Source organism: Massilia sp. Root133, assembly GCF_001426525.1.
GTDB lineage: Bacteria > Pseudomonadota > Gammaproteobacteria > Burkholderiales > Burkholderiaceae_D > Telluria > Telluria orientalis.
In genome coordinates, this window is record NZ_LMEW01000006.1 from 126,267 (window position 1) to 139,172 (window position 12,906).

General features: G+C 65.9%; 7 protein-coding genes. 6 read left to right on the forward strand and 1 reads right to left on the reverse strand.

Annotated elements, in window-relative coordinates; all coding sequences use genetic code 11:
- Nucleotides 1–8 precede the first annotated feature (8 nt).
- The 5 genes from ASD28_RS07210 (at nt 9) to ASD28_RS07230 (ending at nt 8,686) form a co-directional block, all read left to right on the forward strand.
- The gene (locus ASD28_RS07210) at nt 9–1,526 is read left to right on the forward strand and encodes a tryptophan halogenase family protein (RefSeq protein WP_056125820.1); all 1,518 of its coding nucleotides are present in this window, start codon (nt 9–11) and stop codon (nt 1,524–1,526) included.
- A gap of 111 nt (nt 1,527–1,637) precedes the next feature.
- Entirely contained in the window at nt 1,638–3,269 is a 1,632-nt protein-coding gene (locus tag ASD28_RS07215) for an alpha-L-fucosidase (protein ID WP_056125821.1), read from the forward strand.
- Nucleotides 3,270–3,271: 2 nt separating this feature from the next.
- A complete protein-coding gene (locus tag ASD28_RS07220; RefSeq protein ID WP_056125822.1) occupies nt 3,272–5,266 on the forward strand; it encodes a glycoside hydrolase family 97 protein in 1,995 nt (664 codons plus the stop codon).
- A complete protein-coding gene (locus tag ASD28_RS07225) occupies nt 5,263–7,743 on the forward strand; it encodes a TIM-barrel domain-containing protein (RefSeq protein WP_082577243.1) in 2,481 nt (826 codons plus the stop codon). The genes ASD28_RS07220 and ASD28_RS07225 overlap by 4 nt, the downstream gene beginning before the upstream one ends.
- Nucleotides 7,744–7,762: 19 nt before the next feature.
- Nucleotides 7,763–8,686, forward strand: coding sequence for an esterase family protein (locus ASD28_RS07230; RefSeq protein WP_056125826.1), 924 nt, complete (start codon nt 7,763–7,765; stop codon nt 8,684–8,686).
- A 196-nt stretch (nt 8,687–8,882) separates the two neighbouring features.
- On the opposite strand, the gene ASD28_RS07235 is transcribed toward ASD28_RS07230, so the two are convergent.
- Nucleotides 8,883–10,997 (reverse strand): beta-galactosidase, encoded by a 2,115-nt coding sequence (locus tag ASD28_RS07235; protein ID WP_056125828.1) that lies wholly within the window; start codon nt 10,995–10,997, stop codon nt 8,883–8,885.
- 315 nt (nt 10,998–11,312) lie between these two features.
- Between ASD28_RS07235 and ASD28_RS07240 the strand changes: the two genes are divergently transcribed.
- Nucleotides 11,313–12,515 (forward strand): AraC family transcriptional regulator, encoded by a 1,203-nt coding sequence (locus ASD28_RS07240; RefSeq protein ID WP_056125831.1) that lies wholly within the window; start codon nt 11,313–11,315, stop codon nt 12,513–12,515.
- The last annotated feature ends 391 nt before the right edge of the window (nt 12,516–12,906 follow it).

Genomic DNA, 12,906 nt, shown 5'->3' on the forward strand with positions numbered 1-12,906 from the left:
AGAACACCATGTCCGACAAGGCCATCCGTAAAATCGTCATCGTGGGCGGCGGCACCGCCGGCTGGATGACCGCCGCGCCGCTGGCGCTCAAGCTGGGCGCGTCGTGCGAGATCGTCCTCGTCGAGTCGCCGGAGATCGGCACCGTCGGCGTCGGCGAATCGACGCTGCCGACGATCCGCTACTTCAACCATGCGCTCGGTATCGACGGCACCGACTTCGTGCGGCGCACGAAGGCCACGTTCAAGCTGGGCATCGATTTTTGCGACTGGGGTCATCTCGGCAACCGGTTCTTCCACGGCTTCAGCGATTTCGGCCCGACGATCGAGAACCGCCCGGCCTTCATGTACTGGCTGCGCCTCGCGCGCGACAACCCGGACATGCCGTCGTACGAGGAATGGTCGATCTCGACGGCGATGGCCCACGAGAATAAGTTCGTGCCGCCGCATGGCGACCAGCCCGGCCCCACCAATGCCTATTCGTACGGCTTCCAGTTCGACGCGGGCCTGTATGCCCTGTACCTGCGCGAGTACGCGATGGCGCGGGGCGTGCAGCGCGTCGAGGGCACGGTCGGCCACGTCGAGCAGCACCCGGAGACGGGCTTCATCACGGCGCTGCAACTGAAGGACGGCCGCCGCATCGACGGCGACCTGTTCGTCGACTGCACGGGGTTCCGCGGCCTGCTGATCGAGGGCGTGTACAAGTCGGGCTACGAGGACTGGAGCGCCATGCTGCCCTGTAACAGCGCCCAGGCCGTGCCCAGCGCGCTGGCCGACCAGCTCACGCCGTACACGCGCGCGACGGCGAAGCCGGCCGGGTGGCAGTGGCGCATCCCGCTGCAGCACCGCAACGGCAACGGCCACGTGTACTGCAACGCGTTCATGTCGGACGACGAGGCGGGACGCGTGCTGCTGGACGGCCTGGACACCGAGGCGCTGGATACGCCGCGCCAGCTGCGCTTCACGACGGGCCGGCGGCGCAAGTCGTGGGTCAAGAACTGCGTGGCGGTGGGCCTGTCGAGCGGCTTCCTGGAGCCGCTCGAATCGACCAGCATCAACATCATCGAACTGGCGGTCGGCTGGCTGATCCAGTATTTCCCGGACCGCGACTGCAACCAGGAACTGGCCGACGAATTCAACCGCCTCGTCGCGCAGCGCTACGAATTCGTGCGCGACTTCATCGTCCTGCACTACAAGCTGACGAACCGCACCGATTCCGAATTCTGGCGCTATTGCGCCGATATGCCGATCCCGGACACGCTGCAGCACCAGATCGACCTGTTCCGCAGCGCGGGCCGCATCACCATCTACGACCGCGAAGGCTTCCAGGCCGATTCGTACGCGGCTATCCTGCTGGGCCACGGCATCCGCCCCGAGCGGACCGACCCCCTGATCGACCGCATGGACCAGGCACGCCTGCTGGATCACTTCCGCAAGGTGCACGCGACGATCCGGCAGGTGGTCGGCGCGATGCCGGGCCACGCCGCGCTCGTGGCGCAAATCACGGGCGAACCCATACGAAAATCGTAATGGCTTCTGGCAGATTTGATAATTGCGGGCGTCCGGGGCCACGGGCACCATCCCGTGGATAGTCGAAGAGCCGCCCCTCGAGCGGCCGTCACCCACCTTGGAAAGAAACCGATGAAACGACGTGAACTCCTGCAGCATATGGCGGCCGCCATCCCGGCGCTCGCCGTGTCCCCGTACGCCGGCGCCGCCGGCGCCCGCGTGCCGATGGCCACCGGTCCGTTCGAACCGACCTGGCCCTCGCTGTCGAAATATGAAACCCCGGACTGGTTCCGCAACGCGAAGTTCGGCATCTGGGCGCACTGGGGCCCGCAATGCGAGCCGGAACACGGCGACTGGTACGCGCGCGGCATGTACGAGGAGGGCAGCGACCACTATAAATACCACGTCGCGAAATACGGTCACCCGTCGAAGTTCGGCTTCAAGGACGTGATCCATCGGTGGAAGGCGCAGCGCTGGAATCCGGACGAACTCGTGGGCCTGTACAAGAAGGCGGGCGCCAGGTACTTCGTCGCACTGGCGAACCACCACGACAACTTCGACCTGTACAAGAGCCGCTACCAGCCGGAGTGGAATTCGACGAAGCTGGGCCCGGGCAAGGACCTGGTCGGCGGCTGGCGCGACGCGGCACGCAAGCACGGCCTGCGCTTCGGCGTGTCCGTGCACGCGGCCCACGCATGGAACTGGTACGAGACGGCGCAGGGCGCCGACAAGACTGGCCCGCTGGCCGGCGTGCCGTACGACGGCCGCCTGAAGAAGGCCGACGGCAAGGGCCAGTGGTGGAACGGGCTGGATCCGCAGGCGCTGTACGCGCAGAACCACCCGCTCAGCAAGGACGGCGGCAGCACCGACCAGCGCTGGGCATGGGGCGGCGGCGTGCTCCCGCCGGACAAGGCGTATGCGGACAAGCTGTACAACCGCACCGTCGACCTGCTCGACAACTACGACCCGGATCTCGTGTATTACGACGACACCGTGCTGCCCCTGTATCCGGTCAGCGACATCGGCATGCGCCTGGCCGCGCACATGTACAACCGCAGCGCCGCGAAGCACGGCAAGGTTCAAGCCGTCGTCAACGGCAAGATCCTCGACGAGGTGCAGCGCAAGTCGATGGTGTGGGACATCGAGCGCGGCCAGAGCCCGCGCATCGAACCGCTGCCGTGGCAGACCTGCACCTGCATCGGCAGCTGGCACTATGACCGCCGCATCTACGACAACAAGGCGTACAAGAGCGCACAGACGGTCGTGCACACGCTGATCGACATCGTCAGCAAGAACGGCAACCTGCTGCTGTCCGTGCCCGTGCGCGGCGACGGCACGATCGACGAGCAGGAACGCGCCATCGTCGAGGAAATCGGGCGCTGGATGGCCGTCAACGGCGAAGGCATCTACGATTCGCGTCCGTGGGCGCTGTACGGCGAAGGACCGGTGGCGGAGGCGGCCGCGGCGCCGATGTCCGGCCCCGGCTTCAACGAAGGCAAGGGCAAGCCGTTCTCCGGCGCCGACATCCGCTTCACGGCCGGCAAGGACGCCGTGTACGCGTTCGTGATGGGCTGGCCGGACAACGGCACCGTGACCATCAAGACCATGCGCGCCGGCGGCGAGCACCTCAAGAAGGCCGTGTCCCGCGTCGAACTCGTGGGCGGCGGCGCGCTCGCGTTCCGCCAGACGGCCGAGGGCCTGCATGTCACGCTGCCGCGCGAACGCGCCGCACTGCCATATGCCATCACGCTGAAAGTCGCCTGAACATGAAACACGTACACCTGATCCCGGCGCTCGTCGCCGTTGCCGCCGCCCTGCCGGCGCACGCCGCCGCGCCGTACACGGTCGTCTCGCCCGACCACCGCACCCGCATCGAACTCACCGCCGCCGACGGCAAGCTGGAATACACGGTCATCCGCGACGGCGTCACGGTGATCGCACAATCGCCCCTCGGCCTGGGCACGACCGAGGGCGCGCTGGACGGCACCACCCTGCGCGTCACCGGCGTCGAGAACAAGACCGTCGACGAGACGTGGCGCCCGGTCGCCGGCAAGGCATCCAGCGTCGCGGACCGCTACAGCCAGGTCGAGCTGCAACTGGCCGGCAAGGACAAGCCGGTCAAGGTCAACCTCGTCGCCCGCGCCTACGACGACGGCGTCGCGTTCCGCTACGTGCTGCCGCGCCAGCAGGTGGCCGACCTGGGCATCAACGGCGAGGCCACGCGCTTCGACTTCCCGGCCGACTACCGCTGCTGGGGTTTCAATCCGGGCCGCTTCGACAGCTCGCACGAGGGCGAGTTCGATCCCGTGCCGGCATCGACGATCCGGCCGCACCACACGTTCGACGCTCCGCTCGTGTGCAAGACGGGCAACAAGAAGACCACGTTCGCCATCGCCGAAGCGGACAAGCGCGGCTATGCCGGCGCGTATTATTCCGGCCGCGGCGACGGCGGCCTGGGCGTAGCGGTCGTGCTGGCGCCGCATTACGACGGCGACGTGCAGGTGCAAGGCCCGGCCGTGCGCGCGACGCTGGCCGACGCGCCGCTCGCCACGCCGTGGCGCGTGGTGATGGTGGCCGACACGCCGGGCGGCCTGACGCAATCCAGCCTGATCGCGACGCTGGGCAGCCCGTCGACGATCGCGGACACCAGCTGGATCAAGCCGGGGAAGGCATCGTGGGACTGGTGGAACGGCTGGGCCGTCGACATGCCGGGCGCGGGCGTCAACACCGCGACCTATAAAGCCTATACCGACTTCGCGGCCAGCCTGGGCCTCGACTACATCCTGATCGACGAAGGCTGGTACGAGGGAAGCTCCGAGAAGCCGCTGCCGTCCAATCCTTTGAAGCCCATCCCCGCGATGGACATGCAGGCCATCATCAAGTACGCGAAGCAGAAGAACATCGGCGTGTGGGTCTGGCTGCAGTGGAAGCAGCTCGACCGCCAGATGGACGACGCGTTCGCGCTGTACGAATCGTGGGGCATCAAGGGCGTCAAGGTCGACTTCATGGACCGCACCGACCAGGACATGGTGGACTTCTACCACAAGATCCTGTCGAAGGCCGCGAAGCACCACCTGATGGTGGACCTGCACGGCGCGTATCCGCCGGACGGCCTCACGCGCACCTATCCGAACTACATGACGCAGGAAGGCGTGATGGGCGCCGAGTACAACAAGTGGAGCGCGCGCGTCACGGCGACCCACAACGTGACCCTGCCGTTCACGCGCATGATCCTCGGTCCGATCGACTACACGCCGGGCGGCTTCCGCTCGATCGCGGCGAAGGACTTCATGGGCCAGCGCCGCAACGTCAAGCCGTTCGTGCAGACGACGCGCGGCCAGGCCGTCGCGATGTACGTCGTGTACGATTCGCCGTTCGGCATGGTGGCCGACAGCCCGGACGCCTACCGCAACGCGGACGGCACCTGGGCCGACGGCGCGACGTTCATCGGCGCCGTGCCGACCACGTGGGACGAGACGCGCGTGCTGGACGGCGACATCGGCCAGTACATCGTGACCGCCCGCCGCAAGGGCAACACGTGGTACATTGGCGCGATGACGAACGAATCTGCACGCACGGTCGACCTGCCGCTGGACTTCCTGGCGCCGGGCGCGAATTATTCGGCCGCGATCCTGGAAGACGGCATGGACCGCAATCACCTGGCCGCGCGTAACGCACGCGTGACGGGCAAGAGCCGCCTCAAGCTCAAGCTGGCCGGTTCCGGCGGTGCCGTCGTCACGTTGACACAAGCGTCACAATGAGCCGCGCAACGATGCGGCGGCCGCTGCGGGCCGCGCTGGCGGCATCCGTGCTGTTGCTGTGCCGGGACGCCGCGTTCGCGGCGATCCGGGACGTGCGCGAGTCCGGCAGCGGCATCGAATACCGGGTGGACGACACCCGCGTGAAGGTCGATTTCGTCACCGACCGCATCGTGCACGTCACGGCGACGCGCAACGGAGACTGGTCGACATCCGCCCACCTCATGCGGGCGCCGGTCGCCGGCAGGCCGGGGGCGATCGCGGCCAGCGACGAGGGCGGGGCCCGCATCCTGCGTTCGGCGCAGGTGGGCGTCGCCGTGGACCGGACGACGGGCGCACTCGCGTTCCGCAACGCGGCCGGCACGGTGCTGCTGCGCGAGGACGATGCGGCGCCCCGTGCGTTCGAACGGGTGGCCGTGTTCAAGTCGACGCCCGATCCCGCCACGGTGTCCACCGTCAGGACGGTCGACGGCGACCGCCAGGTGGCCACCAAATACGTGCAATCGAAGGACCGCGACGCCTGGAAGGCGACGGCGGGGTTCCGCCTGGGCGACGACGAGGCGCTGTACGGCCTGGGTTTCGACGAGACGGCGGACCTGAACCTGCGCGGCAAGACGAAGCGCCTGTACCAGCACAACCTGCGCATCGCCATCCCGTTCGTCGTGTCGACGCGCGGCTACGGCGTGCTGTTCGACACGTACAGCGCCATGACGTTCGCGGACGGGAAGACGGGCATGTCCATGACGAGCGACGTGGTGGACGATCTCGATTACTACTTCATCCTCGGGCCGTCGATGGATGGCGCGGTGGAAGGCTACCGCGAGCTGACGGGCGCCGCGACGATGCTGCCGCGCTGGGCGTACGGCTACGTGCAGTCGAAGGAACGCTACAAGACGCAGGACGAAGTCGTCGAGACGGTGAAGGCATTCCGCCAGCGCCGCATCCCGCTCGACCTCATCGTGCAGGACTGGAATTACTGGGCGCCGGACCACTGGGGCAGCCCGGTGCCGGAAGCGGCGCGCTATCCCGATATCGCCGCGATGACGAAGGCCGTGCACGCCGAGAACGCGCACGTGATGATCTCGATCTGGCCGAATCCGAGCCCGCTCGATGGGCCCGGCAAGGAACTGAAGGAGGGCGGCTACCTGAGCGGCGGCACGCCGTACGTCGATTTCTTCCGGCCGGAAGCGGCCGACGTCTATTTCCGCAACGTGTGGCAATACCTGGGCCGGCACGGCATCGACGCGTGGTGGTGCGACTCGACCGAGCCGGAAGTCGCCGACTGGACGTGGGATGCGAAGCGTTCGGGGCGCGCGGACGACGTCAACGTCGACGGCCTGGCGCGCGTCATGGATCCGCAATACCTGAACGCCTACGCGCTCGTCGACGCGCAGCATTTCATGCGCAACTGGCGCAGGCAGGCGCCCGGCAAGCGCCTCGTGAACCTGACGCGGTCCGCCTATCCCGGCAGCCAGGCCGCGGGGGCCGTCGCATGGACCGGCGACATCTCGGCCACGTGGTCCGTGTTCGCGCAACAGGTCGCGGCGGTCCAGAGTTACAGCGCGTCGGGCAACCCGTACGTCACGTTCGACGTCGGTGGGTTCTTCGTCGCCCGCGGCCGGCCCTGGTTCATGGCCGGCGACTTCGACCAGGGCGCCGCCGACCTGGGCTACCGCGAGCTGTACACGCGCTGGCTGCAGCTCGGCGCGTTCCTCCCCATGTTCCGCAGCCACGGCACCGACACGCCGCGCGAGCCGTGGCACTTCGGCGCGCCGGGCACGCCGTTCCACGACGCCATCGTGGATGCCATCCGGCTGCGCTACCGCCTGCTGCCGGCGATTTATTCGCAGGCCGGCCTCGTGCACCTGCGCGGCGCATCGTTCATCCGCCCGGTGGCGTTCGCGTTCCCTCAAGACCCGCGCACGCACGACCTCAAGTCGCAGATGTTGTTCGGCGACGGCATCATGGTGAGCCCCGTGACGACGCCGATGTATTTCGCGCCCGGCTCCAGGCCGATCGACGGCGCGGCGCGGACCCGCGACGTATATCTGCCGGCGGGCACGTGGTTCGATTTCTGGACCGGCGAGCGGCTGGCCGGCGGCCGTACGGTCGCGGCGGCCGCGTCGATCGACCGCATGCCGGTGCACGTCCGGGCGGGCAGCATCGTCCCGCTGGGGCCTGTCGTGCAATATGCGTCGGAACGGCTCGATGCGCCGATCGAATTGCGGATCTACCCGGGTGCCGACGGCGACTACACGTATTACGAGGACGCGGGCGAGGGGTGGGGCTATGAGCGCGGCGAATACGCGCTCACCGGCATGCACTGGGACGACGCGGCACGCAAGCTGACGATCGCGCAGCGCCGCGGCGGGTTCCCGGGCATGAAGGCGCGGCGCCGGTTCAAGGTCGTCATCGTCGGCCGGCAGGGCAAGGCGGTCGATCTCGTGTACGATGGCCGGGCCGTGACAATCCAACAATAATCCATTCAGGAACCGAGACATGAAGATTCAGTTTGCCGCTGCCCTGGCGGTCGCCCTGCTGTGCACCGCCGCCCAGGCGCAGGACACCGACGTCAACGCCAAGGTCAGCGCAGAAACGGCGCGCGCCAACTTCGCGCGCACGATCGTCCTTGCAGCGGACGACGTGCGCGCGTTCGCGCCGCCGCCCGCCGGATTCGCGGATGCGCAGCCGGGCCGCGCGCAAGGGAAGGTGGAGACGTTCACGTACGCGTCCAGCGTCACCAACAAGCGCCGCACGGCGAACGTCTGGCTGCCGCCCGGTTACGACAAGTCGCACCGCTACCCGGTGCTTTACCTGTTGCACGGCATCGGCGGCAACCAGGACGAGTGGCGCGGCTATGTGCGCGCGCAGGACGTCCTCGACAACCTCACGGCCGCCGGCAAGATCGTGCCGATGATCGTCGTGATGCCGAACGGCCGTGCGCTGGCGGACGACCGCTCGCCGCCGGAGAACAAGGTGTTCACGCCGGAAAACGCGGCCGGCTTCGCGCGCTTCGAGCGCGACCTGCTGGATTCGCTGATTCCCGCCGTCGACGCCGCGTATCCGACCTTGAAGGACAGCGCGCACCGCGCGATCGGCGGCCTGTCGATGGGCGGCGGGCAGGCGTTGAATTTCGGCCTGGGGCATCCGGAAGCGTTCAACTGGGTGGCGGGCTTCTCGCCGGCGCCGAACACGGAAGCGCCCGCGAAGCTGGCCGGTGAGGCGGCACAGGCGAAGGGCAAGCTGAAACTGGTGTATCTGTCGTGCGGCAACCGCGATGGACTGATCAACGTCGCGCAGGGCGTGCACCGCCAGCTGCGCGAGCAGGGCGTCGCCCACGTGTGGAACGTGGACGGGTATGGGCATGACCGGGACAGCTGGGCGGAAAACCTGTATCACTACGCCCAGCTGCTCTTCCGTTAAGGAGCGTCGTAAAACCTGCTGCGCGTTGCACTGTTGCCCTGCGATGCTCGCTGTACTACTCGTACAGCTGCGCTTCTCGGACAACATTGCTGCCGCTCGCGACGGTTTTCCGAGGCTCCTTTTCAGTTAAGAAGCGTCGTAAAACCTGCTGCGCGTTGCACTGTTGCCGCTCGCGACGGTTTTCCGAGGCTCCTTTTCAGTTCTCTTCGACGATCGCGAGATCCCACGGCGCCAGCGTGACGGCCTCGTCGCCCTTGACGGCGCGGGACGTCAGCAGGTCCGTGCCGGTCTTGTGGCGGTACGTGAACGTCGCGGGATTGCCCGAGTAGTTGAAGTAATACCGGATCGTCTTGCCGAACCGGTTCACGCCCGTGCGCGCCTGGATGTGCGACGGCAGTTGCTGGTCCGGTCCGATCAGGCCTTTCTCCTGCAGCACGGATTGCAGCACGGCCTTCTGCAGCTTGTCCGACAAATACGTGCCCTCGTAGACGGCCTTGCCCGCGCCGAACTGGTTCGCCGTGATGGCCGGCCAGCGCCCGAAGAACGGGTGGTCGTACCAGGCGAGCGCCTTCGCCGTATCCAGCTGCAGGAATTCGGCCCAGTGGCGCACCTTGTTGTCGTCGCCGGCCTGGAACGGGTCGCCCTTCAGCGCGAGCGGCTGCGCGAGGTTCGAGAATTCCTGGTAGTGGAAGCCGAGCACCTGGCGCAGCGGGCCCGGGGCCATCGTCCAGCGCACCGCGGCGTTCTCGTTCGCGAAGCCGCTCTTGAAGCCCATCACGACGTGGCCGCCCTTGCGCACGAACTCGGCGATCCGCTGCAGCAGCGCGTCGTCCGCGATGTACAGCGACGGCACGACCAGGACCTTGTACGCGGACAGGTCGGCCGTGTCCGGGAACACGAAGTCGGTGCCGACGTTCAGGTCGTACAGCGCGCGGTGGATCTGGCGCACTTCCGAGCCGTAGTCGGCGTTGCTGCCCGCCGAGCCCCATTGCGACTGCTTCGCGAACGGCATGTCGTTGATGGCATTGAGCGAATCGCGGCTCCACAGGATCGCGACGTCGTTGCGGATGCGCAGGTCGACGAGGCGCTGGCCGATCTTCTGCAGTTCCTTGCCGGTGCGGCTCATTTCCGCGTAGGCGCGGTTCGGCTCGAGGTCGTGCGAGAGGACGCCTTTCCAGTACGTCTCCTGGTTCGCGTGGATCGACGCCCAGTGCCAGTATTCGACCATGTTGGCGCCGTTGGACAGATGCGTGTAGACGTCCTGGCGGAACTGGCCGTCGTACGGCGGGTACTGGAACGAGGAGCTCCAGTCGGTCGTCTGCGCGTTCGTTTCCGTGACGAGGAAGTTGCCGCGCTTGAGCGAGCGCGTGAAGTCGCCGTCGAGCTTCTGGGCGGCGCCGTTGTACTGGTCCTGCGTGCCCCAGTGGTAGATGTTCACGCCGGCGACGTCGAGCTTCTGCGCGACGGCGCTTTCGTTGACGTCGCCGTGCAGCGAGCCGGCGAAATCGTGCGTGACGAACTGGCGCGGGCCCGCGCATTCGCGCACGAGCTGCGCCTGCCAGTGCAGGAAGTCCGTCACGCGCATCTGGCTCCAGCGCGACCATTCCAGTTTGTAGCCCGTGCTCTGGGCGCCGTCCGGCCGGGGCAGGTCGGTCCACGAATGCAGGTCCTGGCCCCAGTAGTTCAGGAACCAGGCGCGGCTGAGGTTTTCCGGCGTGCCGAATTTCTTTTCCAGGTAGTGCTGGAAGCGGATGAAGACGTCGTCGTTGGCGGCGCCGTAGCTGCCCGTCTCGTTGTCGACCTGCCAGCCGATGACGTTCGGGTTGTCCTTGTAGTGCGCGGCGATGCGGCGGATCAGGCGCTCCGCGTAGAAGCGGTAGGCGGGGGCGTCCGTGTTCATGTTCTGGCGCATGCCGTACGTGTTCTTCGCGCCGTTGAATTTGGTCGCCAGGATTTCCGGATGCTGGCGCGCCATCCACGCGGGGATCGAATAGGTGGGCGTGCCCATGATGACCTTGATGCCGGCCTTGCCCATCGCGTCGACGACGCGGTCCATCCACGCCGTCTCGAAGCGGCCGTCCTCCGGCTCCCACAGGCTCCATGTCGATTCGCCCAGGCGCACGACGTTGAAGCCGGCTGCCTTGATCATCTGGACGTCCTTGTCCAGCCGCTCGTAGGGCATGTATTCGTGATAGTACGCCGCGCCGTACAGGACGGTCGGGAGGTCCGGCTGGGCCGCCGCAGCGGGGGCGCACGCGCCGCCTGCGAGTGCGCACGCCAGCGCGAGTGGGAGGAGTCTCCGAGGGAACATTCGTAGCCTTTCTTATGGATACAGGTCTGGATAGTCATGCATTCTGACGTGTTGGGGCAGGGTCGGGCAATTACGAAATTCGCTTCCTGCCATACGATTTGTCGTAGGTGTCGATGCTGGGCAATTTCGTATGGGCTCCTGGCATTTTTCACAATTGCGGCGGCGCGTCATGGCTTCCACAATGGCTGGGTAGTCTCCTACCGCCTGGCATGGTAGGTTTTATGGGGCGGCCCTGGGCCGCCCCTTTTTTTGCCATCGTATTGACCGGGCTGTTATGATCGGAGCGATCGAAGATCACTCAACGGCCGTACGACCATGCAAGAGTTTTACAAGAAGGCGCTGCTCTTTCTGATCGCACTGCTGGTCGTGGATGCGCTGCTCGCGGCCTTGTTCATTTTCCTGAGCCAGCCGACCTATACGCTGTCGCCGGCGCTCCGGGACGGCATCCGCTGGGACCCCGTCGCCGTGTCCGACAAGGAGTTGGGCGGCACGTCGGCAGTCAGTCTGCGCGGTGCGGGACCCGGCGCGGTATCCTTCGACTACCGCCTGACGCACGACGGCAAGTTTCCGTTTGCCGGCACCCGGTTCATGGCCAAGGACGCGAAGGGCAACCTGGCCACGGTCGACCTGCGGGGATACGAGACCATCACGTTCACCGCGCGCTGCTCGCCCGCCTATCCGATGATGCTGGGCATGACCGTGTTCGACGACAAGATCTCGGTCCCGGGCCAGTACATCACCTACCGGTCGCCCGGTACGTTCTTTCCTTGTAACGAGCAGGGCGTGCCCGTGTCCATCGACATCCGGCGGCTGACCGTCCCCGACTGGTGGCTGTCGATGATGAAGCTGCCGCTGTCGTCCAAGGATTACCAGCTCGACAAGGTGGCGCAGTTTTCTTTCGGTTCGAGTTCGCGAACGCCATTCGACCTCGATGCGCACGTCGACATCAGCAATATCAAATTGCACAGGCAGGATTACCGGTATATCGTCGCGCTCGCCGTGATTCTCGGGACGGGCTGGATTATGTTCGGCATCTGGTTTTTCCGGACCCATACGCGCACCCTGGCGGCCAGCCTGAGTTCCAGATTGAAAAAGGATTTACCGCTGGTCGCTTATCGCCAATTAACCCTGCAACCCTATCGGGACGAGGAAATGGCGACGGTCCTTAAATTCATTGCGACGAATTACACGAATCCCGAACTGGACCTGGAAAGCGTGGTGGCCGGCACCGGTGCCAACCGGAATAAAGTGAATGACCTGCTGAAAACGGAACTCGGCATGACATTCACCGGTTATGTGAATAAATTGCGGCTGACCGAAGCGGCGCGCCTGCTCACGGAAAAAAGCACCGCGACCGTGGCGGAAATCGCTTATTCGGTCGGCTATGGCAACGTGTCGTATTTCAACCGTTTGTTCAAGGAAGAGTACGGTTGCACGCCGAAGGCATTCCGGACGCTGGCACCCGATCAGCCGTCCTTCGACGCCGAGCCGCGTCCAAAAAAGGTGGGAAACGGCTGATCCAGCCTTCCACTCCCTGCAGAACTGATCGTACTTTTTGCACGGTGAAAGAAATCCACTTGCTGACGTTATAGGCGCCCCGGGGTGGGGTCCTATTCTTGAGCTGAAGGGGCGCCGCCACCGGCACCCCGGCCAAGCTACGAGGAACCATCCCATGACTGCGCATGTCCCGTGCCTAACCCATTCCAGCCGCGCGCTCGCAACGAGCGCATTGTCCCGGCGCCTGGAAAACATCATCCATTGTTTGCCCCGATGCGCCGGGCATGGTCCTGCCTGATCTCCTTGTTGCTGCGTTATCTGTTTACCGAGCTGTTTACTAAACATGCCATACCGGGCCCGTTTGGCCCGGAAACAAAATAAGAATAGTTTCACAGGGAGACGACAACAGTGA

Excerpts from the sequence above, each read along its gene's own strand:
- ASD28_RS07225 (WP_082577243.1), top strand. The coding sequence starts at position 5,263 with ATGAGCCGCGCAACGATGCGGCGGCCGCTGCGGGCCGCGCTGGCGGCA.
- ASD28_RS07235 (WP_056125828.1), bottom strand. The coding sequence starts at position 10,997 with ATGTTCCCTCGGAGACTCCTCCCACTCGCGCTGGCGTGCGCACTCGCA.
- ASD28_RS07220 (WP_056125822.1), top strand. The coding sequence starts at position 3,272 with ATGAAACACGTACACCTGATCCCGGCGCTCGTCGCCGTTGCCGCCGCC.
- ASD28_RS07240 (WP_056125831.1), top strand. The coding sequence starts at position 11,313 with ATGCAAGAGTTTTACAAGAAGGCGCTGCTCTTTCTGATCGCACTGCTG.
- ASD28_RS07210 (WP_056125820.1), top strand. The coding sequence starts at position 9 with ATGTCCGACAAGGCCATCCGTAAAATCGTCATCGTGGGCGGCGGCACC.
- ASD28_RS07230 (WP_056125826.1), top strand. The coding sequence starts at position 7,763 with ATGAAGATTCAGTTTGCCGCTGCCCTGGCGGTCGCCCTGCTGTGCACC.
- ASD28_RS07215 (WP_056125821.1), top strand. The coding sequence starts at position 1,638 with ATGAAACGACGTGAACTCCTGCAGCATATGGCGGCCGCCATCCCGGCG.